The 25,061-nt window shown below is 40.2% G+C and carries 25 protein-coding genes; 16 read left to right on the forward strand and 9 right to left on the reverse strand.

Going from position 1 to position 25,061, the window contains the following annotated elements:
• A partial coding sequence (locus K245_RS0114075) for a transposase (RefSeq protein WP_027359770.1) occupies nt 1-173 on the reverse strand: 173 nt, incomplete at its 3' end.
• Nucleotides 174-497: 324 nt separating this feature from the next.
• On the opposite strand from K245_RS0114075, the gene K245_RS0114080 reads away from it, so the two are divergent.
• From K245_RS0114080 to K245_RS0114090, 3 genes are all read left to right on the forward strand, one after another.
• The gene (locus K245_RS0114080; RefSeq protein ID WP_027359771.1) at nt 498-1,187 is read left to right on the forward strand and encodes a hypothetical protein; all 690 of its coding nucleotides are present in this window, start codon (nt 498-500) and stop codon (nt 1,185-1,187) included.
• An 18-nt stretch (nt 1,188-1,205) separates the two neighbouring features.
• Complete coding sequence (locus tag K245_RS0114085; protein ID WP_027359772.1) at nt 1,206-1,589, forward strand: hypothetical protein; 384 nt, start codon at nt 1,206-1,208, stop codon at nt 1,587-1,589.
• 83 nt (nt 1,590-1,672) lie between these two features.
• On the forward strand, nt 1,673-2,836 hold the full coding sequence (locus tag K245_RS0114090) for an ArsA family ATPase (RefSeq protein ID WP_027359773.1): 1,164 nt from the start codon (nt 1,673-1,675) through the stop codon (nt 2,834-2,836).
• Nucleotides 2,837-2,895: 59 nt separating this feature from the next.
• On the opposite strand, the gene K245_RS0114095 is transcribed toward K245_RS0114090, so the two are convergent.
• The 4 genes from K245_RS0114095 to K245_RS26715 all read right to left on the reverse strand — a co-directional run bounded on the left by K245_RS0114095 (nt 2,896) and on the right by K245_RS26715 (nt 7,024).
• Nucleotides 2,896-3,375: a polyhydroxyalkanoate synthesis regulator DNA-binding domain-containing protein gene (locus tag K245_RS0114095; RefSeq protein WP_027359774.1), complete on the reverse strand. Its 480-nt coding sequence runs from the start codon at nt 3,373-3,375 to the stop codon at nt 2,896-2,898.
• Between the two features lie 171 nt (nt 3,376-3,546).
• On the reverse strand, nt 3,547-4,179 hold the full coding sequence (locus tag K245_RS0114100; RefSeq protein WP_027359775.1) for a TetR/AcrR family transcriptional regulator: 633 nt from the start codon (nt 4,177-4,179) through the stop codon (nt 3,547-3,549).
• 139 nt (nt 4,180-4,318) lie between these two features.
• Nucleotides 4,319-4,714 (reverse strand): iron-sulfur cluster assembly scaffold protein, encoded by a 396-nt coding sequence (locus K245_RS0114105; protein ID WP_027359776.1) that lies wholly within the window; start codon nt 4,712-4,714, stop codon nt 4,319-4,321.
• Nucleotides 4,715-4,810: 96 nt separating this feature from the next.
• Nucleotides 4,811-7,024 carry a response regulator gene (locus K245_RS26715; protein WP_051284144.1) on the reverse strand — a complete coding sequence of 738 codons (2,214 nt, stop codon included), beginning with the start codon at nt 7,022-7,024 and terminating at the stop codon, nt 4,811-4,813.
• Between the two features lie 336 nt (nt 7,025-7,360).
• On the opposite strand from K245_RS26715, the gene K245_RS0114115 reads away from it, so the two are divergent.
• The 7 genes from K245_RS0114115 (at nt 7,361) to K245_RS0114140 (ending at nt 10,927) form a co-directional block, all read left to right on the forward strand.
• The gene (locus K245_RS0114115; protein WP_027359777.1) at nt 7,361-7,756 is read left to right on the forward strand and encodes a YbjN domain-containing protein; all 396 of its coding nucleotides are present in this window, start codon (nt 7,361-7,363) and stop codon (nt 7,754-7,756) included.
• A 36-nt stretch (nt 7,757-7,792) separates the two neighbouring features.
• Complete coding sequence (locus tag K245_RS0114120) at nt 7,793-8,509, forward strand: PspA/IM30 family protein (protein WP_027359778.1); 717 nt, start codon at nt 7,793-7,795, stop codon at nt 8,507-8,509.
• A complete protein-coding gene (locus K245_RS0114125; RefSeq protein ID WP_027359779.1) occupies nt 8,510-9,058 on the forward strand; it encodes a DUF4178 domain-containing protein in 549 nt (182 codons plus the stop codon).
• Nucleotides 8,982-9,392, forward strand: coding sequence for a hypothetical protein (locus K245_RS26720; RefSeq protein WP_156906802.1), 411 nt, complete (start codon nt 8,982-8,984; stop codon nt 9,390-9,392). The genes K245_RS0114125 and K245_RS26720 overlap by 77 nt, the downstream gene beginning before the upstream one ends.
• 7 nt (nt 9,393-9,399) lie before the next feature.
• Entirely contained in the window at nt 9,400-9,621 is a 222-nt protein-coding gene (locus K245_RS26725; RefSeq protein WP_051284146.1) for a hypothetical protein, read from the forward strand.
• Between the two features lies 1 nt (nt 9,622).
• Nucleotides 9,623-10,171 carry an NUDIX hydrolase gene (locus K245_RS0114135; RefSeq protein WP_035277309.1) on the forward strand — a complete coding sequence of 183 codons (549 nt, stop codon included), beginning with the start codon at nt 9,623-9,625 and terminating at the stop codon, nt 10,169-10,171.
• A 231-nt stretch (nt 10,172-10,402) separates the two neighbouring features.
• On the forward strand, nt 10,403-10,927 hold the full coding sequence (locus K245_RS0114140; RefSeq protein WP_232223832.1) for a lysophospholipid acyltransferase family protein: 525 nt from the start codon (nt 10,403-10,405) through the stop codon (nt 10,925-10,927).
• A gap of 240 nt (nt 10,928-11,167) precedes the next feature.
• Here K245_RS0114140 and K245_RS26730 read toward each other — a convergent pair whose 3' ends face one another.
• The 3 genes from K245_RS26730 to K245_RS24595 all read right to left on the reverse strand — a co-directional run bounded on the left by K245_RS26730 (nt 11,168) and on the right by K245_RS24595 (nt 16,169).
• Nucleotides 11,168-13,246 (reverse strand): methyl-accepting chemotaxis protein, encoded by a 2,079-nt coding sequence (locus tag K245_RS26730; protein WP_051284147.1) that lies wholly within the window; start codon nt 13,244-13,246, stop codon nt 11,168-11,170.
• Between the two features lie 77 nt (nt 13,247-13,323).
• A complete protein-coding gene (locus tag K245_RS26735; protein ID WP_051284148.1) occupies nt 13,324-14,967 on the reverse strand; it encodes a sensor domain-containing diguanylate cyclase in 1,644 nt (547 codons plus the stop codon).
• A gap of 632 nt (nt 14,968-15,599) precedes the next feature.
• Complete coding sequence (locus K245_RS24595) at nt 15,600-16,169, reverse strand: response regulator (protein ID WP_035277311.1); 570 nt, start codon at nt 16,167-16,169, stop codon at nt 15,600-15,602.
• Between the two features lie 422 nt (nt 16,170-16,591).
• Here K245_RS24595 and hisC point away from each other — a divergent pair, with 422 nt between their 5' ends.
• Together hisC and cmk are read left to right on the forward strand one after the other, a co-directional pair.
• Nucleotides 16,592-17,686 carry a histidinol-phosphate transaminase gene (gene hisC / locus K245_RS0114170; protein WP_027359783.1) on the forward strand — a complete coding sequence of 365 codons (1,095 nt, stop codon included), beginning with the start codon at nt 16,592-16,594 and terminating at the stop codon, nt 17,684-17,686.
• Nucleotides 17,683-18,345 carry a (d)CMP kinase gene (gene cmk, locus K245_RS0114175; RefSeq protein WP_027359784.1) on the forward strand — a complete coding sequence of 221 codons (663 nt, stop codon included), beginning with the start codon at nt 17,683-17,685 and terminating at the stop codon, nt 18,343-18,345. Before hisC ends, cmk begins: the two co-directional genes overlap by 4 nt.
• Before the next feature lie 230 nt (nt 18,346-18,575).
• On the opposite strand, the gene glpK is transcribed toward cmk, so the two are convergent.
• On the reverse strand, nt 18,576-20,084 hold the full coding sequence (gene glpK / locus K245_RS0114180; RefSeq protein ID WP_027359785.1) for a glycerol kinase GlpK: 1,509 nt from the start codon (nt 20,082-20,084) through the stop codon (nt 18,576-18,578).
• A 273-nt stretch (nt 20,085-20,357) separates the two neighbouring features.
• Between glpK and K245_RS0114185 the strand changes: the two genes are divergently transcribed.
• From K245_RS0114185 to yhbY, 4 genes are all read left to right on the forward strand, one after another.
• Nucleotides 20,358-21,611: a glycosyltransferase family 4 protein gene (locus tag K245_RS0114185; RefSeq protein WP_027359786.1), complete on the forward strand. Its 1,254-nt coding sequence runs from the start codon at nt 20,358-20,360 to the stop codon at nt 21,609-21,611.
• Nucleotides 21,592-22,299, forward strand: coding sequence for a class I SAM-dependent methyltransferase (locus K245_RS0114190; RefSeq protein ID WP_027359787.1), 708 nt, complete (start codon nt 21,592-21,594; stop codon nt 22,297-22,299). The genes K245_RS0114185 and K245_RS0114190 overlap by 20 nt, the downstream gene beginning before the upstream one ends.
• Before the next feature lie 155 nt (nt 22,300-22,454).
• Nucleotides 22,455-24,302: a sensor domain-containing diguanylate cyclase gene (locus tag K245_RS26740; RefSeq protein ID WP_051284149.1), complete on the forward strand. Its 1,848-nt coding sequence runs from the start codon at nt 22,455-22,457 to the stop codon at nt 24,300-24,302.
• 106 nt (nt 24,303-24,408) lie between these two features.
• Nucleotides 24,409-24,780: a ribosome assembly RNA-binding protein YhbY gene (yhbY, locus tag K245_RS24605; RefSeq protein ID WP_084156307.1), complete on the forward strand. Its 372-nt coding sequence runs from the start codon at nt 24,409-24,411 to the stop codon at nt 24,778-24,780.
• Nucleotides 24,781-25,061 lie beyond the last annotated feature (281 nt).

Below are 25,061 nucleotides of genomic sequence, written 5' to 3' on the forward strand. Positions count from 1 at the left end.
ATCAAGTGGCCTTCCAATATTGCACTTTCTTTTTGTCTGGCCAAATCTCGAAATACATCTCCCAAATATTTCCTCAATTCTACATAAATAGTCTTTTTTCTATACTTTGGAATCCATACTACATGATACTTGCATTCCCAGGTACTATGGCTTAGGCTTTGTCTCTCGCTCATTGAAGTCTCCTTTAACTTGAACTTTAGGCGGTTCAGTTATTGGAGACTTCTTCTTATTCCAGGATCTGTCAAACTCTGTGAGTCCACCGGCAGAGCCGGGGGTTTACTTATGATTAATTAACGATACCAGCCCATTTCAAATAGTGATTTGTATGTGTCTTTTTCCACATTCAAAGGGAACAGAGCCTTATTATTTAGCTTTTAAAACCTCTAATGAAAAAAAAGTGTACTCACATAATATAATGATATATATAAAAGTTAAGTATTCGATAATCTCATCTTAAGATATTTGGTTGCGAGACAACAAAAACTCAGGTTATGTCAATGGAAGAACTTATCAAAGAAATTAATGCGATACCAGGTGTGGAATGCACCTGCTTTTTTGCATCAAATGGAGAAGTCGTCCACTGCTCTCTTGAGAGTCCGGCCAAAGAGCAGATGATCAATGCCTCAAAAATGATACTCAAACTGCTTTTATCAGGATCATCCCAGATAGAAGAAGTTGCGTCCCTGTCAATATGCTTTGAAGAGTCCATACTGAACGTCAGAAAGCTGAAGTCAAATAGTTTTCTTATTATAAGACATGCCCAGATGACGGATGCCAATCTTATAAATCTGACAATTGAAACATCATACGGCTTTACCGCTCACAATAAAAACAAAGCCGACAATGAAAGTGTTATATCTAAACCTGAGACAGTCTCAAATAAAATCCCCAATGTTTCAGATGAGCTCCAAAGCAAAGAGCCGCAAAAAAGCAAGGAAATCATTCAATCCGGCCCTTTAGCTAATATTCTAGCTGGAATAATGAGAGCATTTACAAAAATTGAAGGATCTCAAGCACAGTCTGCTTATAAGAATGCTCTCGTAAAATGGTCAACATATCATGAACCCAAGTTATCAAATCTTAAATATCTAGTAGATATCCTGTCAAAAGAATTAAACGACCAAGCGAAAATTGACAAATTCAGAAAAATGATTCTCCCCTATCTGGCTCATGCCAGAGACAATTAAGACAACCAGGAGGCCGTTTTGCCTACCATTATTGATTTTGCAAAAATTGCCAAAATTGATGGAGTAAAAAAATTCATTCTGATCCGAAAGGATGGTCAGGTAATGACTCATAATATGGAAAACCCCGAGTCTTTATCTCCTTTTATTGTATTATGCGGATTAAATGCCGATGCAATAGGTGTTATTCTAAGTCTCCAGCAAATGGCAAATATTACAATTTCAAGGGAAAACAGAGAACATCTTCATATTTTCCCCGCAGGAAATTATTTTGCTGCAGTGTTTCAAAAATCAGACGCTTATCCTCCGGACGTTATCAGAAATATCTCCAAATTTATCGGCAGCATAATTGCCCAGCCTAAAAAAGCAGATGGTAGAACAACCTTTGTATCAAAATTGGATTGATTATCAAATCAGGCCCAATATTATCAGCCTCGATAATGTGAGTATCAGCTACATATAATTCCAAAAAATCTTGAAGGGTCAAAGTGAGAGTAATTCTTTTCACAGGAAAAGGCGGCACAGGAAAAACCACCTGCGCCGCAGCAACGGCACTCATGGCTGCAAGCAAAGGAATTAAAACCCTCGTCATTTCAACTGACCCGGCACACAGTCTTTCGGACTCCTTTGATGTAAAAATAGGGCCTGAGCCTACTGAAATTATACCTAACCTTTTTGCCCAGGAACTTGATATTTATTATTCCATGAGGAAATACTGGGGAAATCTTAGATCTGTAATGTTACAAATGTTCCACTGGCAAGGCATTGACCGAAAACTGTCTGAGGAAATGTCAGCTCTTCCAGGAATGGAAGAAGCATCAGCTTTTTTATGGATAGAAAAACACTATGAAGACAGGGTTTTTGACCTGATAGTCATCGACAGTGCCCCGACAGGAGAGACGCTTACTCTTTTGACGCTTCCGCAAGCAACGAAATGGTGGACATTGAGAATGTTTCCGATACCAAAGCTTGCTGTAAGAACTTTTGGTTCAATGTTTGATCTTACCACTGGGATTCCTGTTGCTAAAGGATATGATGAACTTCAGGAGATCATGTCAAAGCTTGAGAAGGTACACAAAATATTTTCCAACCCTGAAATATGCTCAATACGACTGGTTACAACGCCTGAAAAAATGGTAATACAGGAAGCGCGTCGAGCCTTCATGTATCTTCAGCTTTATGGATTTGGAGTAGATGCTGTTATTGTTAACAGAATACTGCCAGACATAGATGGAGAAAGCTTTTTCAATAATTTTATTGCCAAGCAGGACAAATATCTGTCTGAAATTGAAACCAGTTTCCACCCTGTCCCGATTCTTAGAATAAACCATTTTGGAGAAGAAGTATTCGGACAAGCAAAGCTTTCCAGGGTATCGGAGATGCTCTACCCTGACATTTCAGCTATAGATGTTTTTTTCAAAGAAAAGGTTATAAATATCTACGAGACAGCATTTGGATACAATATAGATCTGTCACTTCCATTTGCAGACTTAAGTGAAATAGACATCAAAACTTATTCTGATGAGATGGTCATAGATATTGGCAACAGAAGAAAAAATCTTTTCCTGCCTAAATTTTTAAGATTCTATGAAATGAAAGGATATGAAAAAAATGGGGCTAAAGTAACGGTCAAATTCGAACCAAAAAAATAAGATGCCTGAGGTATTAATCTCGAGGCATCAAAGAATATAACGATTAAACTAAAAGACCTCTATTTTTCTTCATCACCATCCTTATTGTCAGAAGGCTTTGGTTCCCCAGAAAAAATATCCATAAAAGGCTTGAAAGGCGTAATCCCTGCTATGCTCTTCTGGGCAATATCCGACCAGCCCATCCCAAGATCGATAACTTTCTTAAAATGCTCATCAAAGGCAATCTTATGAGAAACATACCTGTCTATTGTAATCTGAAGGTATTTTTCAAAAAACTCGCTCAGAATATTATCCCCGTATCTTATAATAAGATGGAGCAATGGAATCGGAAGAAGGGCCTTTTTATGTTTTGATTTTTCAAGCACTATCTGAGTAAGTATGAAAGCAGTCACGTCCTCTTCAGTGTTAGCGTCCGTCACTTCAACCTCTCTGCCATTTTTTATCATGTCAGCTACTTCGATCAGAGTGACATATTTACTCTTTTCCATATCATAGAGACGTCTGTTTGCGTATTTTTTTATATGTACAATTGAAGTCATAAAAACATCTCCATTTTTTTTACATATTTAGTAATTATATAAGGAATGGTGATTAATAGAAATTATATCTCATAAAAGCTATCATACGAGGAATTATAATGCAATGCAAAATAGAAAGAGCGGTGTAAGAAACACAAAAAGCCGGGTGAAGGCACCCGGCTTTGAAAAACATTAATCCTGCGCTATGGAACTGATCCCGCGGGCTTTCTTGTCACTTGAAAGAACTTCAAGAGTATTACCTTCGTGCATGATAAGGAGAGCTAATTTGTGCATATACTCCCTTCTCTCTTCCATGCTACGTCCAGGATAATTTCTGAAGGTCATTACAACTCCCGCAAGTGAAGCGAAAAATGCGTGGGTGAAAAATCTTATGCTTTCCACACCCTGTGCTTTTTTTACTACCTCATCAAACATTTTTAAGAAATAACGCTGTACTGCATTAAACTTTTTGAGCGCCCTTTGATTAATTCCACCTCTAATCATAAAATGGCACATCATCTGAAATGTTGCCTCATTGTCTATAAGATAATCAACAACCGCCACGGCCAGTTCTTCAATTGAGCTTCCCTGCTCCAGCCGTTTTTCGAGCAGCTGCTCAATCGTATTGATATCCTGAATCAGCGCTTCTACAAAAAGGTCATCACGACTTGGAAAATAACGATAAATAGACGCCGCTGAAACCCCCGCTTCCGCAGCTATGTCCCTCATCCCTATCTCGTGAAAAGATTTCTCTTCAAACAATTTCATTGCTGCGGCAATAATAAGAGTTTTTCTGACTTCCCTTTCATCTTCCCGCAGTTTCATGAATGTGGATCTCTCCGACATCCTTTGCCCCCTCCTAAGTTAAACAATTATATTAATTAAGTTTTGAACTATTACTCCCGTTTCAAGTAGCTTCCAAAATATTTATTACAATAAACAATGTTTTCTTTAAAAAACTCAATTATAAGTTTTTGTTCGAAACACTGGATAATGCAAGATAAAAAGCTCCGACAGCCAGCTCGGCACAGTGAAATTCATCATCAGGCAAAGTCTCAAGATACTGGGCAATCACTTCAGGAGTAATATTCCAGCCTTCTTCTACAGGTTTTCCTTCTACCATCATTGCAAGGGTGCTTGCGCAAGCATGGGTATTTGTACACCCATTTGAATCATAAGCAACTGTCTGCAAAAAGCCATTCATGACATCTATAAAAATCTCAATAGTATCACCGCACTCACCTGTCCTTTTCCCATAACCAGAAGGATTCTCAAGGCGCTCGCGTCTTGTCGAGTCAAAAGCCATTTCAAGATATTTTTCTGAATGGTCATTCCAAAAATCAATAGCCTTACCTGCCATACTTACCTTTTACCTCTGCTCCATAATTTAATAAAAACACCATCTTTAAAGTAAATTACTAACCTACCACAAATAAATATGTAAATAAGCATTTTTTTATACTTTAAAATACTTTTCAAGCAAGAAACGAACGTTTTCAGGCAGTATAGGTTTGGAAAGATAATCATTCATACCTATTTTTAAGCACAGCTTTTCATCACCTTTCATTGCGTTGGCGGTCATTGCAAAGATAAGCATATTAGGATCAATCTGAGGAATTGTGGCCGAACGAATAAGCTTAGTTGCCTCGAACCCGTTCATACCTGGCATCCTAACATCCATAAAAATGGCGTCATAGCTTTTGAACGCAAGCCTACGGATGGCTTCCAACCCGTTTGAAACAACATCAACGGCACAATTATAGCGTTTCAGGAGCTTAAGCGCAACCATTTGGCTAACCTGATTATCTTCGACAACCAGCAAGTTCAAGCCACTTTTAATCGAAACACCTTCAACATCGTCAATATTTTTTTCCTCGTTAAGAACCCTCTCAATTTTCATTCCGGCAACTGCGGATTTCAAAATCTCTTTTCTGAAAGGTTTTGTGATACTTATGAAACGATCACCATAACACCTGTTCAATTTAGAATATTTGAGTCCTACAGGTATAAGAGAGATAATTCGTCCTTTAAACCCCGGATTACCTATCAGTTCGGTTATTTGCTCCTCAAAAGTATCAGATCCTGAAAAGCCCGTATCAGCAATAACTACATCATATTCTTCACCAGAGGCCAGAACAGAAAAATCATTCATAAATAGACCTAAAGAACTAAAATAAGCAATACTTGATGACATAGGCTCTATCAAACTACGGATAATTCCGGCCTGTGCAACACTGCTGCTAACAATACATGATCTTATTTCATTTGTGATGGGCATTGCGCAAGATTCTGCGTCTTCTTTCACATCGAAATCAAGATAGAACCAAAAAACAGATCCGGCTCCGTCAATCGAGCTGCATCCTATTTTTCCGCCCATCGCGTTGACAATTTTTTTTGAAATTGCAAGTCCCAGGCCTGTACCGTTAACTTTTGGAGTTGTTGCTGAACTCACCTGGGTAAAAGATTTAAAAAGCATGTGCATTTTTTCTTCGGGAATCCCAACTCCGCTGTCTATGATGCTGAACTTGATACGTGCCTTGTTTTCATTCCATCCGTCAAGTTTAAGATGAACAAGGACCTCTCCGGCATCAGTAAATTTTATTGCGTTCCCGACAAGATTTATGAGTACCTGACGTATTCTCGTATAATCTCCGAAAACATTTGTTGGAATATCCTCGCCAAAGTCTATATGCAGATCGATATTCTTCTCATGAGCCTTGACAGCCATCAGATCGGCAATATCGGATACAAGGCATTCAAGGTCAAATTCATTTTTTACGATCTGGATTTTGCCGGCTTCAATTTTCGCATAATCGAGTATCTCGTTTATTATTGTCAAAAGGGAATCAGAGCTTGTTCTTATAATATTCAAGTATTCGGCCTGTTCATCAGTCGGGCTTGTTTCAAAGAGGAGATGGATCATTGCAATGATTCCATTCATGGGGGTCCGGATTTCATGGCTCATACTGGCAAGAAATGCTGTCTTGGCCCTGTTGGCAGCTCTTGCGGATTCTGCAAGCCTCTTTGTTTTTTCATAGGTCTGCATCAAAGAACTGTTCGCGAGTTCAAGCTCATCAGTTCTGAGTCTGACTTTCTTTTCCAGATTCGAATTAAGCTCCCTTATTTCCTCCTCAATCTTTGATCTATATTGAATCTCTTCTGAAAGCCTCGAATTTAGCTCCTTGATCGAACTTAAATGCAAATATGATCTTATCGCAGTTATTATAGAGGTAAAAAGCTTGTCAGCCGTAAGTTCTGTTTTTGCCGTGTAGTCATTAATGGAATACTCAAGAATGATCTTTTTTTCGGGAGCTATTCCAGGCTGCCCTGTTCTGACAATTATCTGCACAGAATCATTAAGCATTTCATTACGAATAAAACGTATAAAATCAAGACCAGCCGTATCATTCTCCATAACGATATCCACCAAAACCACAGCGATATCATTATGCTTCAAAAAAATACTTTCAGCTTCTTTTGCAGAATAGGCACTCAGGAAATCGAGGCCTTTTCCCTCAAAAACAATGTCGCCAAGAACGAGCCGTGTCATTTTATGGACCTCAGGATCGTCATCAACCATTAAAACTTTCCAGGATGATTTTGGGCTGTTTATCTTGTTCGGGTCAGAAACTGCAAAATCTAAAAAATCATAAGAATATATATCGTTCATAAATAACTGACTTAAATCCACAAAACTTTTAAAAATTAGATGTGATCAATGTTCACACTTCCTACCCAATTGTTTGAATAATGTCAATATAAAGACTTTTTACAGGACAACAATCAATATTTCAATAATGTTATACAATGATATATGGAGATAAAATTCGGAAAACCATGAAATAACTGGCTGAAGTAATCGGCTTTACAAAAAATAACCGATATAATAATACTGTCATTATGGCTTCAAAAGCCATATAAGTCAAAAAACTGATTAACCGGTTTGTAAAGGACAAATATTTTCAAGATATCCATATGTATGACAGTCTTTCCGAAAGGAGAATAAATGAAAAGAAAACTTGAAGAGATTAAAAGCATTGTACTTGATATGGGTATAGAAATAATCAAGGAAGATGAATCGAATGAACTGATTATATTGAATGATGAAGAAAGCGGAATAAAAAACATGATTATAGACTGCGAGGACCCGATAGTAGTAATTGAGCAGCTCATTATGAAAACGCCGACCCCTTCTGGGAACCTTTTCAAACGACTTCTTCAGATGAACAGAGAGCTTATCCACGGAGCATTTGTTCTTGACGAGTCAGGCGAAAGCATACTTTTCCGTGACACCTTGCAGATTGAAAACCTTGACAAAAATGAGCTTGAAGCGTCCATAAGATCTCTCCAATTGGCTCTTTCAGAATATGCCGGTGAGCTTCTTAAATATGCAGGGATTTAGACCATCTGAGAACGGACTGAAACAATAGGAGGAACCATGTCATTTTTCAAAAGACTTTTCAAAATAGGCGAAGCCGAAGCACACGCCGTTTTAGATAAACTTGAAGACCCCATTAAAATTACGGAACAGGGCATAAGGGATCTTAAAAAAGATCTTCAGGAATCAATGACAAGCCTTGCCGAAGTCAAAGGCGTAGCAATAAAAACAAGAAAGGACGCCGATAATCAGAAGCTGCTGGCCGAAGACTATGAAAGGAAAGCCATGCTTCTTCTTCAGAAAATGCAGGCGGGGCAACTTGCTCCGGCAGATGCTGAAAGACTTGCGACCGATGCTCTGTCCAAAAAAGAGCAAGCTGCGATTGAAGCGGCAAGGCTTCACCAGGAAGCCTCAAATCATGAAAAAATGTGCGATCAGCTTCAGACCAATATAAATAAGCTCAAATCCAATGTGTCAAAATATGAAAATGATCTGCTAACACTCAAGGCAAGATCAAAAACTGCTACAGCCTCAAGAAAAATCAATGAACAGCTCTCAAAGATCGATTCTTCTGGCACCATCTCAATGCTGGAAAAAATGAAAGCCAAGGTAGAAGCAGAGGAAAGCCTTGCAATTGCTTACGGAGAAATGGCGAGCGTGGAAAAAAGCGTGGATGATGAAATAAACAGGGCGCTTGCCGGCTCATCGACCCAGGCGCTGCCTGGTGCCGGATCTTCTCAGCTCGACGATCTGAAAAAGAAGATGGGAATAGTCTAAATGGGCATTTTTGACATTTTTTTCAAAAAAGACAAAAAGAATGAACGAGACCCTCTAAACTTGAGTCTATCCACAATGCAGTCCGGAGATTATGTCGACTATGACATGAGGACATGGCAGGTCAGACAGACAGCTCATTACGAGTGGGGCGCAAACGATATCACCAAAGAATGGCAGCTTGTCTCAGGCAATGAAACAATCTACCTTGAAATGGAGTCAGGAGATGAAAGCTCCTGGAGCATAAGCAAAAAAATAAATATTGCGCAGATGGGTGACAATGTAAGAAAAGCCATAATCGACAATGGAGATCCTCCTGAATCAATAGTATTCGATGGCAAGGAATATTCTATGGTGGTATCAGGCGGGGGATTTTACTACGAGCATGGCAAGCCTTTGTCCCAGAAACTCCTCAAGTGGGATTATTCTGACGACAGCGGGGAAAAATTCATCTCCATTGAACAGTGGGGTGAGAATGAATTTGATGCTTCCGAGGGCATATCAGCCCGGGAATACCAGTTCAACAATATTACTCCTGGAGTCCCTGGATGATTCAAGAATTAATGAGTCTGTAAGGGGGCTCTCTGAAAGGGAACCCCCTGCAGATCTTGTTATATGGCCGATAGTTTTCAAAGAAGCTGGGAATAATCTAAATGCCATACATAATATGATCAGCGATAACAGGGGAGCAATTAAAAAATTTCTCATTGATTCAGGATTCAAGCCTGAAGATATATCTGAATCCGTTCCACAGATTACAGATTTTATTGCTGAACAAAGCACAAGCGGAGACGCACCTACAAACGCCAGATACATGGCCAAGGCAAGCATCACTCTTCGCACCGTGGACGTTGCCATGGCAAAAAAAGGCCATGGAATAGTCTGATGATCTTGTGAGCAAAGGAATAGTCATCACCCAAGATTATGAGCAGAATACAGAATATATTTTCACCAGTCTGAACAAGGTTAAACCTGAAATGATAGCTGAAGCCACCCAGAGCGCGAGAAAAGCAGTGGAACAGGGTCTGTTCACCAAAGAAAACCGGGACATAAATACGCCTGAATTCAAAAGAATCAGGATCGTAACCACAGTTGACTATTATTGGGCAAAATAAAATGGAATATATTGACATCCTTAATCCGGACGGATCTCCTGCCGGATTCAGTTATCCAAGAAATAAGGCCCACGCCGAAGGACTCTTTCACAAAAGCATTCATTTATGGATTGTGAATACCAAAGGTGAACTGCTGATTCAGAAGAGGTCGCTTTCAAAAACCGCCCATGCAGGCCTCTGGGATATATCATGTGCAGGCCATGTTGAAAGCGGAGATACTTCTGACGCGACTGTAATAAAAGAAGCAAAAGAAGAATTAGGCTTAGATATATCTATAGATGATATTAAATTTTGCCACACGATTCTTACAAAAAACATTTATGATTCAGGCAGATATATTGACAACGAATATATAGATATTTTTCTGACGATTAAGAATATAAGTATTTCTGATATTTGTTTTGATCAAGATGAAGTCTCTGATGTCAGATCCATCCACCTGAAAGATTTCATGGAATTAGTTTTACTTAAGGACCCAAGAGTATCTCCGCATTACGATGAATATTCTTATATGTTTGATTTTACGGAACTAAAACATTTTCTAAACTGATATAAAACCATCAAAATCACTTATCCCTTCTAAAAATACTGCGTTATAAAAAGAATCATTTTGCTTTTTTTAGCATTTCCCATATGAGTGATTAGATTTTGATAATAACTTTTTGGGAAATTTGGATTTGATATGCATTACACTATTTTTGACACACCGGTTGTCAGGCCGATTATGCAGTTTCTTTCAATGTTAATCTTAAAAATGTTGGGCTGGAAAATAAAAGGGAATATGCCAGACATCCCCAAGTTTGTTGCCATAGCAGTCCCTCACACTTCCAACTGGGATTTTTTCTACACTCTTCTGGCCATTTTTGCCATGAAGGGCAAAATTTACTGGATGGGCAAAGATTCAATTTTCAAAAAACCATTTTCAGGTGTTTTTAAATGGTTAGGAGGAATACCCGTTGACCGCTCCAAATCAAACAATCTTGTTGAAAATATAATCAATCAATATAACAGTTCAGAAATCCTTGTGATCACCATACCTCCTACAGGAACAAGAAAAAAGGTCATGAGATGGAAAACAGGTTTCTATTATATTGCCCTCGGTGCGAATGTTCCCATAGTACCAGGATATATGGATTATGCGATCAAGACCACAGGATTCGGCGCGCCGTTTTACCCGACCGGAGACATAGATGCGGATCTTAAAAAACTTAGTATATTCTATAAAGGAATGAAGGGCAAAAACGACGTCAAATCAGAACTTAACATCATTGATACCGTCGCTTCAATACAGTCTGCAAAGGCTTAACAGTTTTCGGGGGCTTTTTTTATGGCTCTGTTCCCGTTAAGTTAGGAATACTTTATTATTCCAAGAACTAACTAATGACAAGGTCGCAAAAAGCCCAAATCCCCGTCATTCCGGCGCAGGCCGGAATCCGGAAGCATCTGAAAATAGAAAGATGCCGGATCAAGTCCGGCATAACGCTGATTCCTTTTTTGACTTTTTGCGAGTCCATCAAATTTAATATCGACATTTTTATTGAAAGAGTCAGACCTTGAACATGCCAACCTTATCTGAGAGCAATTTGGCAAGCTCGGTCAGTTTAGTTGCGCTCTTATTGACTTTATCACTATTTTTAAGGATTTCTCCTGTGGAATGATCAACATCGGTAATTTCATTTGATATGACTGACGCTACATGGGCGTTTCTGTTAACAGTTTCATTAACTTCCTGAATTCCCTTTGATGCCTGGCCGATATTCACTGCAATTTCTTTTGTTGCAGCAGACTGTTCTTCAACTGAAGTTGCAATGGTTGCTATGATATCATTTATCTCACTGATAATACTTACAACAGACCCAATCTCCTCGACAGTTTCAACCGTAACTTTTTGAATCCCGTCAATTTTATCCTTAATTTCATGGGTAGCGTCTGCGGTTTGCCTAGACAGCTCCTTTATTTCTCCGGCGACGACAGCAAAGCCTTTTCCTGCTTCTCCGGCCCTTGCAGCCTCAATTGTGGCGTTAAGTGCAAGAAGGTCTGTCTGGCTTGATATGTCGTTTATCGCTTCAGTAACTTTTCCAATGTCTATTGCAGCAGCCCCAAGCCTGTTCATTTTTTGGGATGCCTCTCTTGAACGAGTAACCGCTCTTTCTGAAATTCCCCTTGCATGTTCTGAATTTTTTGCAATTTCGTTTATTGTGGAAGTCATCTCTTCGGTTGCGGATGCCACCATATTAATATTTGATGAAGCTTCCTCCATGGCTGAGGCCACGGAATTGATATTCATGCTCATTTCTTCAGCTGCAGCCGAAACCTTTTGCGTCTTGCTGGTAGTTACCGCAGTGCTTTTCATCATCTCATCAGAAATAACCAGAAGTTCAGCAGATGAGCCTCCCACTGTCCCTGAGGTTATAACAGTCTGTTTAATCAGATCTTGAAGTTTTTCCATAAAAATATTGAACCAGGTCGCAAGAGAACCTATTTCATCCTGGGATGTTACCCTGAGTCTCTTTGTAAGATCCCCCTCGCCTTCTGCTATATCCTTAAGACCCTCAACAACCCTGTTAATTGGTCTTGAAATAATCTTTGTGGCAATAAAATAAACAATGGCAAAAACAACCAGAATAGCTAACAATCCAATCAAAATGCTTATGTTTCGAATACTGTGAGCACCCTGAAGAACCTTATCAAGAGGAATACTTACCCCGAAGCACCATGGTGTTGTTGTTCTCCCGACAGTAAAAGGAGTATAAACAAAAATTGACTCGTCACCAGTAACCTTTGATTCTCTCAGCTCAGTATGGAGTTTGCCGTTTTTTATGGCATCTATGACTTCATTGCTGTATTTGGCATCAGGAATGTCTTTAATGGTTTTGCCGACTCTCTCTGCCTTAGGATGAGCAACAAAAAACCCGCCATTTGAAATAAAAAACCCGTATCCGGTATCGTATGGTTTCACTGACCCTACCAGTTTTGTAAATTTCTCCATGGAAAAATCAACGCCTGCAACACCTATAATCTTGCCTTTGACCTTGATAGGTATGCAGATACCAACAAGGGTAATATCCTTACCATCATAATTGAAGACTGTAGGCTCATTGACGAAATCCTTTCCTGACTTGAACGGAACCCAGTACCATGATCCAACAGGATCATTTTCAGCCTGCATTCCTGTCACATCTAACTTGATATCGCTCCCTGACTTATGCCAGTATGGCTGATACAAACCTGCCGGATCACTTCCAGGCTTGTCCTTGAAATCAGCATCTTTTGAATCAAATGCGTTTGGTTCAAAGGCGGCCCATACTCCATAACAATCTGGATTGTCTTCCATCATTCGCTTCATAATAGCATTGACAAGATCCCTGCTCGGAGCTTCTTCTTTTTCCTTTATTCCTTCAATGGTATTTGCAAGGGTACGGGCAACTCCGTTTGCCATATCAAGATCGGCCTTAATTAGTCCTCCGTATCTGTAACCAATCTCCACGGCAAGATTTTTAGCCTCTTTCTCGGCGCTATTCGTTGCAGCAGACGTTATGTAAAAAATGGTAATGACAAAAGCCAGGAATACGGCTCCACAGATCGAAAACTGCATTTTTTGTCTGAGAGACAATTTATTGAACATAAGCACCTCTGTTTGTTGTAATTATGATAAAAGAGATTTGGTTTCAACTTGCTCTATAATCTTCATAATAATTCTGATTAATGTGCCTCCTCATTCTTAGTATTGAATATTTCATAGCGGTTCCGGCCGTTGGCTTTCGCATTATAAAGCGCCTTGTCCGCCATTTTAACGATTTCTTCTAATGCAAAACCACCTGAGGGCACAACAGATGCAATGCCGAAGCTCATGCTGACAAAACCGATTGCTTTTGATTCATCGTGGGGGATCTGTTGTTTCTGAAGTTCGGAGATTATCTTTCGGACGACCTGAGCGGCACCTCCTGCTGATGTGTCTGAAAGAACAATGGCAAATTCCTCACCTCCATACCTTGCGACAAGATCACCTGCCCGACTAACATTTCCTTTCATAATATCAGCAACTTTTATCAGGCATTCATCCCCTGCCTGATGACCGTAAAGATCATTATACTGCTTGAAAAAATCTATGTCGCACATGATAAGGCTTATTGGCTTGTTTTCTCTTTTCATCCTGGTCCACTCTGACGAAAAATGCTGATTGAATATCCTTCTGTTAGATATTTTTGTAAGCTCATCAGTTGAAGACAGCCCCTCCAATTTTCTGTTTGCCTTTAATATCTCTATAGTCTGAGTTTCAATCTTATCGATCATTTTATCAAAAACAGACCCGAGTATGCCTATTTCATCCTTGCGCCTGATCTTGAGTCTCAGCGAGAAGTCTCCTTCATTCTCAATTTTCTGCATATGCCTGGACATTCTATCCAAAGGTGAAAAAACATTTTTTCTTAAAATAAATCCAAAAACAAAAAGTATTGTCAAAGTTGAGGCAATAACATACCCGGCAGTAAAATTAATTGTCTGCAAACCTTTTTCTGTAATGCTTCTTGGTAATATTATCTCAATCTGAAAAACCGGGATATTTCCTATCCCCATAAATTCTTTTATTACTCGAATTTTCCCTTTTTCATTTTGCATATAATATTTGTTTGTCTGATTATCAGCTGTTACATAAAGAGTCCGCATATTCGGGTAAGAATCTTTATTAATTGGATAAATTACATCAAAGTTAACCTTTGTCTGATCAACAAGATCATTTATTGTCTTTCTTCCTAAAAACCGTCCCATTACAAGTACGCCATTCGGAGTTCCCAAATCAGTGCTTTTCTTTACAGGACGGGACACTATCAGCATAGGTCCTTTTTCTGTCTGGATAATCCCACGTCTGTGAAGAGATTCGGTGCTTCTACTGCTGAAATTGAATTTAAATGGATCGTCTCCACTAAAAGAGTTCTGTGGGCTGAATTTTTCAAGCTTTAGGGTTTCTCCTTTTTCAAGATCATAAATATTTCCCCATATAAGATTCATTGATCTGTCAATAACATAGATCAGATTGCAATTATTGGCCTTGAAGGAATTCAGTAATAGATTTGAGTGAACAAACTCCTTGTTCCCATTGCTGACAAAATCATACATTTCGTCCCATGACGCCCAGTCATGACAAAGAAGGCCCAAGTGGTGAACTTCGCGATTTATTGAGTGATCAACTCTTTCAATGTCACGAACTGCTTCATTTTGCTCTAGTTGTGTAAAACTTTCGAAGACAACAAGACGCAGAATAACAGCTTCAGCAACCCCAAAAATAAAAAAAACAAAAATCATAGAAAGCATAAATTGGGTCTTGAGAAGCATCCGCATGTTCTCCATTTTGATGGACTCTCCTTTTTGTGACCTTGCTATTTCTAAAGAGGCACTATAAAAATTCCATGATATTTTTGTTGGAAGAATTTTTGATTAATCAGGACAGCACTGATCTTTGGCTGTAAAATCCCAAGCCAGACTGAGAATTGTACAAAATCCAGCCCAGCTCCCTCACCAGCAATACTAAAGATCGTGGCGGTGACGCATTTATAGGGAGCCATAGAGCTTTATTTGAAAATAATGAAAATTAATGAAGCAGGGTGATGCCAGAGCTAATAAATCCGACAAAGTCGCAAAAAGTCAGATTAGTGTCATTACGGTGCAGATCGGAATCCAGAACTAATTGAAAATACTGGATGCCTGATCAAGTCCGGCATGACAACACCGCCTTTTTTTAGTTTTTGCGAGACCATCAATATTATCATGAAAATTGTTTCATTTTACTTAGAATATCACAAATGCAGAATCATCTCACACAAAAAAAGATAAGTTTTTGGCTAATCTTGGCAAGGTCGTAAAAAGTCCGATTTACGTCATTACGGCGCATGCTGGAATCCAGAAGCATCTGAAATAACTGGATGCCGGATCCCTTTTTTGATTTTTTGCGAGTCCATCAAACTTCATCAAGCATGAATAATTTATTCGGTTTTTTCTAATAGAGTTTCAACCTGCTCCCAAAGGCTGCGGGAATCCATGGGCTTTGCAAGGTAGGCATCAGCGCCCATTCCCATTATCATTCTTTTATTTTCGGGAGTATCAAAACCTGTTAATGCCAGAACCTTGGTTTGTGAAAAATCCGGGTCCTGTTTTATTGTTCTGCATACTTCAAACCCGTCCATACCAGGCATGAACAAATCAAGAATAACAAGATGAGGTCTGTTGTTGAGAAGTTTAATTCCGGCGTCAAATCCATCCTGGGCCGTTTCGATGTGCAAATCTTTAATCGAAAGCCATCCTTTGATCAACTTGAGCAGCTGAGGCTCATCATCGACAATAAGAACCGTCTTTGTGCCCTTTGAAACTGATGCTCCCGCATTCTTGCCCGCAAAAACCCTGTCAACTTCATCCTGAAGAATTCTGTGGTGGCCTCCTGGAGTTACAACAGCTTTGATATATCCTGATTTAACCCAGCCCAACAAAGTACTGCGGCTGACACCACACATTTTTGCCATTTCAGGAATGCTGTAGTAAGATTTGATAGCGGTCATGATGAAATCCTTGAAGGGTTATTGTTTAAAAACAATAAAAAACATAATCATCCTCGATGACCCAGGATCTGCTATTTAAACACAAGACTCTTTATAAAACAAGGATCAAGAGTATCGGGCAAAGGCTTTAGCTTTTTATCACCATCTTCTGTTTTGGGAGATAGTCAGGTTAAAATTGATCTGTTTTCAGCTACCACATCCCAGCCTTCTTATCCGAAACGATGGAGAAGGAACTATTTTGAAAACTTCAATTTGTGAAGATATACAGTATATAATAACCGCTCAAAACAATAATCTGACTCAAACATACTTCATATATTCCATAATTTGCTATAATAAAGCATGATTGACAAAATAGAATTGAAGGAATAGTAAGCATTTTTACTTAAAATTCAGCATATAATTAAGGAAAGGAGCCTGGAATGGCTGTATATGTGCCCGGCCACATTGCCGAAATAAAACCATATGTACCTGGAAAGCCCATTGAGGAATTGGAAAGGGAACTTGGGATCAAGAATTCCGTAAAATTGGCGTCCAATGAAAACCCTCTTGGAGCATCACCTGCTGCAATCAAAGCGATAACTGAATCCCTCAGCGTTCTCCACAGATATCCTGACGGAGGCGGTTTTTTTCTTACAAAAAAAATTGGCGCAATGCTTGGTGTTGATCCAGAATGCGTGGTTCTTGGAAACGGTTCTGACGATGTTATCGGAATGCTAACAGGAGCACTGCTTGAACCAGGCGATGAGGCTGTAATGGCATGCCAGTCGTTTCTAATGTATGAAATAATGGTAAAGGCAAGGGGCGCTTTTCCAGTTTATGTTCCCTTAAATGCCGACCTCAGCCTTGACCTTGAAGGCATGCTGGAAAAGATTAATGAAAAAACCAGGATGGTTTTCATCACTAATCCCAATAATCCTACCGGCGCATGGATAGAAAAAAACGATCTTGACAGCTTTCTTGCAAAACTGCCTGAAAATATTCTTGTAATAATGGATGAAGCTTATGTTGAGTTCGTCTCAAAAGACAGACAGTTTACAACAGCGGCAAAGGAATACATAGATAGCGGAAGACTTGTTGCCTTAAGGACATTTTCAAAGGCATACGGCCTTGCGGGGCTTAGAATCGGATACGGAGTAATGTCAAAGGAACTTGCCCTTGTTCTGCACAGGATAAGACAGCCTTTCAACGCAAGCATCCCTGCCCAGGCAGGCGCATTAGCAGCCCTTGATGACAAGGATTTTCTCGATAAAAGCGTTAACCTGATTCAGACAGAGCTTGAGTTTCTTTATGAAAAAATCGGAGAAATGGGTCTCAAATATCACAGATCCCAGGCAAATTTCTTCCTGATCGAGCTTGGCCGTGACGCATATGAAATCTTCAACCTGATGCTGAGAGAAGGCGTGATCATTAGAGCAATGGCATCTTACGGATTCCCGACATGCATACGCGTAAACGCAGGCACAAGACCTGAAAACGAAAAATTCATCGAAGCTCTGAAAAAGGTTCTTAAGTGAAAAAACTTCTCATTACAATAGACGGCCCTGCCGGAGCCGGAAAAACGACGGTCAGCAGATCCCTTGCTGCAAGGCTCGGATACAAATACGTGGATACAGGCGCTCTATACAGGGCCATAGCATTTGAAGCGATTTCAAGAAACATTCCGCAGGATGATTCCAATGCTCTTGAAAAAATTTTTCCTAAGCTTGACATAAAACTGAAGACAGAAGCAAACGGCAGCCCCAAAATTTTAAATGGACACAAAGACATAACAGAATTTGTACGATCGCCTGAAGTATCAATGGCTGCATCAAAAATTTCAGCCATGCCGGCAGTTAGAGAATTCCTTCTTGATCTTCAAAAAAATCTTGGAAACGAAAAAGAAGCTGTTTTTGAAGGCCGCGACATGGGAACCGTTGTTTTTCCAAACGCAGATCTCAAATTCTTCCTTGATGCAGATATTGAAGCAAGGGCTATGAGGCGCTTTGGTGATCTTGGAGGAACTCATCCCCTTGATGAAATCAGGGAAGATATAAGAACAAGGGATGAAAATGACAGAAACAGGGCGATTGCACCGCTAAAGCAGGCGGATGACGCAGTGGTGGTTGACTCTACCAATATGTCAATATCCGAGGTCGTTGAATTCATGGCTGCTGAAGCCGTGAAAATGATGTAAAGACCAAAGCCACTGGCGGATCGTTTATAAAAAACAAGCTCTGCAAAGAATTTGTGATTATGGCAAATGCTTGAAAAATAAAATTTTCATTATTTTCGGAATCTTCATTTTTCTGGCCAACCAACCATACTGAAAATATGGAAATAAAATTATTAAAAAATCCACGTACGGTGCCGGACTTGCTCCGGCATCCGGTCTTTTCACACACAGAGCTATCTTAATGAGGGGAATCAGTCTTCAGCCCATCCATAAGATCTTTCAACAGCCTTAAGCCAGCCTGAATAGAGTTTTTTAACTGCGGACGTTTCCATGGCTGGCTTCCAAACCTTTCCCTGTTTCCAGTTTGCTCTCAAGCTCTCGACATCTTGCCAGAAGCCAGTGGACAGTCCGGCTGCGTATGCTGCACCGAGTACTGTTGTCTCGGACATTTCAGGGGCAACAACTTCAGTAGCAAGAATATCTGCCTGAAACTGCATGAGAAGTTTGTTCGCCACCATTCCGCCATCAACTTTGAGCTTTTTAAGGGTAATCCCGGAATCTTCAATCATGGCCTCAAAAATCTCCCTCGTCTGATAAGCGCATGCGTCAAGAATTGCCCTTGCCATGTGAGCCTTCGTAATATAGTGGGTCAGACCGACAACGACTCCCCGCGCATCGCTTCTCCATCTTGGAGCAAAAAGGCCTGAAAAAGCCGGAACAATATAGATTCCGCCGCTGTTCTCAACAGTCGACGCCAGAGTTTCAATATCAGATGCCGTGATTATAAGCCCGAAATTATCCCTGAACCACTGGACAAGAGATCCTGCTATGGCGATTGATCCTTCAAGGGCATATACAGGGTCAGCGTCTCCTATTTTATAGGCAAGGGTCGTAAGCATTCCGTGTTTTGAATGAACTATTCTGCTCCCAGTGTTCATCAGAAGAAAGCAGCCAGTTCCGTATGTATTTTTGGCCTCTCCCGGAGAAAAGCACGTCTGGCCAAAAAGCGCGGCCTGCTGATCTCCAAGCGCACCTGATATAGGCAGAGCATGGCAAGGGAAATCCTCAGATATATGACCATATACCTCGCTTGAAGATCTTATTTCAGGAAGAACACTCCTGGGAATTTCGATTTCAAGAAGCATTTCAGGATCCCAGTCAAGGGTCTCAAGATTCATAAGAAGGGTACGGCTTGCGTTTGTAACATCCGTCACATGAACTCCGCCGTTTGCTCCTCCGGTAAGATTCCAGATGATCCACGAATCAATTGTACCTGCAAGGGCATTCCCATTTGATACGGCATCGATAACTGAATCGACATTATCAATCATCCATCTGATTTTCGGTCCTGAAAAATAAGGTGCAATAGGAAGCCCGGTCTTTATGCGGAATCTGTCTATACCAGAGTCTTTTGCGATTCTTTTGCACAAATCGCCGGTTCTGGTGTCCTGCCAGACTATGGCATTATATAGAGGTTTTCCTGTGGTCTTGTCCCACATAACCACAGTTTCTCTCTGATTTGTGACACCAATTGCAGCTATGGATAAAGGGTTAATCGATCCTTTTTTAAGGGCATCTGCCATAACCGTAATAATATTCCGAATTATCTCTTCAGGATCGTGTTCAACCCAACCAGGCCTGGGATAAATCTGGCCATGCTCCATCTGGGAAGAAGAAATTATGTTCGAATTCCTGTCAAAGATCACAAACCGCGTGCTTGTTGTGCCCTGATCAATTGCTGCTATATATTTTTTTTCCATAATAATTAAAGATCGCCCAAAATCCATATAAGCAATGTTAACAAATGAAGATTTGAGTACGTTTTCTGACATCTCAAAAAAAAAGTCAATTTATAGTTTGCTTTAGTTAAATGATAAGATTATTCCTGAAATGGTAATTCCAACAATTTTAGGGCCATACAAAATACAGACAAAAAACCCTTGAATAAATGATGAATTTAACGATAATGCTGTTTTCCCATGCCTTGAATATATATTTCAGGGCGATATTTTCTTGTAAAATCAGGTAAAAGTATGAATTCCGTACCAGAAAGACCTTTAAAAATATGCCTCATCAGTTACCGCAGCAATCCCCACTGCGGCGGACAGGGCGTTTATATCAGAAATCTGAGCAGGGCTCTCAAGGATCTGGGGCATGATGTTGACGTCATTGCAGGGCCACCGGATCCACTTCTGCACGATGATATATCAATCACCAAAATAACTACCCTGGATCTATATAATCCGAATGACCTTTTTAGAACTCCTTCGTTTGAGGAGTTGAAACAACCGATAAATTTCATGGAATGGCTTGGCATTTCAACCATGGGCTATTCCGAACCATTTTCATTTGGTCTCAGGGCCTATGTTCATCTTAGGGATAAATTCGACAAATACGATATAGTACATGACAATCAGTGTCTGTCTTACGGAATATGGGCAATCAGCAGACGCATACCGACAGTTGCAACCATACATCACCCCATGACAGTTGACAGAAAGCTCGCTGTACAGAGCGTGTCCTCTATATGGAAGAAGTTCAAGCATATAAGATGGTACTCTTTCATAGGAATGCAGAAAAGAGTATCACGAAGACTTCCTAAAATCATTACTGTTTCAGAATTTTCCAGGGATGATATCAGTCGGGCCTACAGGATTCCCAAAAATAAATTTGACGTTGTACCGAACGGGATCAATACGGAGCTTTTCTATCCCCTTCCCCATATACCGAGAGAACCAGGACGCATAATTGTCACAAACAGTGCCGACACTGCCCTTAAAGGACTTTATTACCTTCTTCAGGCCGTAGAAATGGTCTCAAAAAAAAGAAAGGTAAAACTTATTGTAATTGGTACTCCCAAAAAAGACGGCGGTATTGTAAAACTTATTAAAACGCTTAAAATAGCCCATCTTGTCAGATTCACTGGCAGAATAAGCAATGAGGAATTTGTCAGGGAATATGCAAAAGCATCCATGGCAGTGGTTCCATCGCTTTATGAGGGTTTCGGACTTCCTGTGGGTGAAGCAATGGCATGCGCAGTTCCTGTCATCACGACAACAGGCGGAGCGCTTCCTGAAGTTGCTGGTGATGCTGCTGAAATAGTCCCGCCTGCCGATCCCGAGGCAATCGCGGACGCCATAATAAGACTCATGGACGACCCCAAAAGAGCAAAAGCTCTTGGAGAAGCCGGTTACAGGAGAGTGATTGAAAACTTCACCTGGAAAAAAGCCGCCGAGAATGTCGTTAAAACATACAGAGAGGTAATGAGTGATTACGGTAGAGTTTAATCGTCTTGGAATAAAACCCGGATTTAGAATACTTGATATCGGAAGCGGTCCAGGAAGGCATACCGCAGCTGCCTATCAGCATGAAAAAGTGACGGCCATAGGCGCTGACCTGAGCTTTTCGGATCTTACAGAAGCAAAAAAAAGACTGGAATACCATGATGACTTAGGTTTTCATGGAGGCGGCACATGGGGCCTGACAACCGCAGATATAACTGGTCTTCCTTTCAGGGATTCGTTTTTTGACGCCGTCATCTGCTCAGAGGTAATGGAGCATATTCCTGATGATTCAAAGGCAGCAGAAGAACTGGCACGAATCATCAAACCGGGCTGCATTCTCGCTGTCAGCGTACCAAGATTCTGGCCGGAAAGAATATGCTGGGCGCTTTCGGACGATTATTTCAATGCGAATCAGGGCCATGTGAGAATATATAAAAAAAATCAGATAAAAGATAAATTCACATCCCTTGGTTTAGAATATATAGGGTCACATCATGCCCACAGTCTTCATTCGCCTTACTGGTGGCTTAAATGTTTTTTCGGCCCGACAAAGCAAGGAGTTCCGTCAGTAGAGCTTTATCACAGGTTTCTTGTGTGGGATATCATGAAAAAACCCGCCATAACGAAGCTTCTGGACAGACTCCTGAATCCGGTCATGGGCAAAAGCCTTGTTCTATACTTCCGGAAGTAAAGCTTAAAAAAGCACAGATCCCACAAAGACTCGCCCGGTTTTAATTATTTCCGGGTGAGCGCCTTAATACCAGTACAAACTTGCAAGCGAACAAATCCATTATCTAATCATCTGTTTATTAGGATAAACTGCATAAAAAAACAGGATATGCAGACATGGTACTTAAGAAAAGAGCTTCCAACATCCCTGTAATAATGTCAGCCCTGATCGTTTTTTTTGTCATGCTGCCAACCGGTATATATCTGTTCATTAATGACTATTTCATGATGTCGGATGAACTGGACGGAATAGAATCAAGCTATCTGTCAGAAATCAGAATCGAGCTGAAAAGCAGGAGCGAAGGCTTAACGGCTTTCATTGATTCAAGAAAAAAACAGACAATCGAATCGGCCAGATCAATCTTAAAAAAACGGGTAGCCAGGGCAAAATCAGTTCTAACTTTCCTCCAAGATGAAAAAATCTTAATCAACAACCCTGATAAACTGAATGAGATAGCAAGAAATTTACTCAGAAGCCTCAGAATCGAAACAGAAACAGCAGGTTACTTTTTTGCAGTGGACAAAAACACAGGGATGGCGGTTGTCTATCCGCCTGATCCGTCAAAAGAAAAAACAGGTCTTCCTCTTCTCAAGGATGTCCATGGGACATCCCTTGTACCCCAGATAGTAGAATTAGGCAAAAAACAGAAAAACGGATATTTAACCTACATCGCCCCAAAGCTTGATGACCCTACAGCCCAGACATATGTCAAGATTTCTTATATCGACACTGTTGAAGCCATTGGATGGGTCATAGGGACAGGGGTGTATCTTGATGAAATCGAGGGCCAGATCAAAGAAGATGTTCTTGAGATCTTCTCGGACATGGAGTTTTCAACCAACCGTCATGTCATTATAATGGATGGATCAGGAAATATAATCAGCAACACCCACGCAATAGGCTCAAAAAAAGGGACATTAATAAAAACTGATCAAAAAAGCATCAGTAAGCACATTTCGAATAATGAGATAGCATCTGAAGGAAGCTATAGTGAGTACAATATTATCAATGCCTCCGACAACTCAATGACTCGTTATCTTGGTTTTGTTAAACCGTTTGAGCCATGGGGCTGGTATATCATTTCCGGTGTTGAGATCGAAAATATGAAACAATACGTTTCGGAAAGAAAAAAGGAAATCAAATCCGATCTGATCAAAGAGATGTTCTGGCTTGCCGGGATTCTTGTTTTTATTGTTCTTTTCTCGATATCACTCGGTCAGTATTTCAAGCATAAAATGCTCAAGGGTTTTAGGTCTTTTTTTGCATTCTTCAAAAAAGCCGGCACAAACTATGAGCATATTGATACTTCAAGCCTCGAATTTTATGAACTAAAGCTGTTAGGTGAACACGCGAATGTAATGGTCAATAACAGGCTCAAGCAGGAGAAGATCATCAATGCATATACAAAAAGCCTTCTTGAAGCAAACAAGAAACTAAGGAGCATGGCCAACCTTGACTCAATGACAGGAATAGCAAACAGGAGATTTTTTGACAATACGATTAACAAGGAATGGCTCAGAAGTTTGAGAACTTCAAAAACATTAACAGTTGCCATACTTGACGTTGATTTTTTTAAACAGTTCAATGACATTTACGGTCATCCGGCGGGAGATGAATGTCTCAGAAAAATAGCAACGGCAATGTCTGTTTCTGCAAGACGTCCGTATGATCTTGTCGCAAGATATGGCGGAGAGGAATTTGTGATACTTTTCCCTGAAACAGACAGGGAGGGGGCAATTTTTGTGGCCAAAAAGGTAAACGAGAATATTAATGCATTCAATATCCCCCACTCCATGAATCCGGCAGGAAAAGTAACTTTCAGCATGGGTATAGCAACTACAATCCCCTCGTCACTTGAAAGACCTGAATCCCTGCTAAAAAAAGCGGATGAAATGCTTTACAAGGCAAAAAGAAACGGAAGAAACAGAATCTGTATTGATGACGGAAATGAAATCACCCTGTGACTGATAAAAAACACATTGATTCCATCATCTCGAATAAACTCTCTTGCCAAGAACGAACAAAAATTATAGAAGGCATCTTTCATAAATAATAAGGTATAGAAAAAACATGAATAAACTGACAAGTTTTCAAAAAAAATATCTCAGGGGGTTGGCCCACGATTTGAATCCTCTAGTTCTAATTGGCCACAATGGACTAACTGAGCAGGTAATCAAAAGTATTGATCAGACACTTAATGATCATGAACTGATTAAGGTCAAATTCAACAGCTTTAAGGAAAAAGAACAAAAAGAACAGATCAATCTTGAGATCGAAAAATCAACAGGCGCAGAACTGGCTGGCATGATAGGCCATGTGGCCATTTTTTTCAGAAGAAACGAGGAAAAAGAGGATCAGAAGGTTTTTCTGCCCGGAACTAAGCCAGCCATTAAAAGAAGAACTGTTACTGGTCCAAAAAAGCACAGGGTAGACAGGGCGTGATGAAAGCGCAAATGCATCGGGCTACTTCGTTAAAGTGAATTAAGGATCTTATCCCTCCCCAACCATTCGGCAGAACTTTATGGACTAATATTGGAATCTGAGTCCATTTTTGGGTGAAAGTCTAAAAATATTTATCAGGCATGGCTGAAAAACATTTTCAAGTTTCAGCCATGCCTTTATGAACTATGACGGACTCGCAAAAAGTTGAAAAATGGCTTTAGCGTCATGCCGGACTTGATCCGGCGTCCAGTAATTTGAGCCACTTCTGGATTCCGGCCTGC

Origin of the sequence: Desulforegula conservatrix Mb1Pa, from assembly GCF_000426225.1 — a bacterium.
In the GTDB taxonomy this organism is placed as follows: Bacteria; Desulfobacterota; Desulfobacteria; order Desulfobacterales; family Desulforegulaceae; genus Desulforegula; species Desulforegula conservatrix.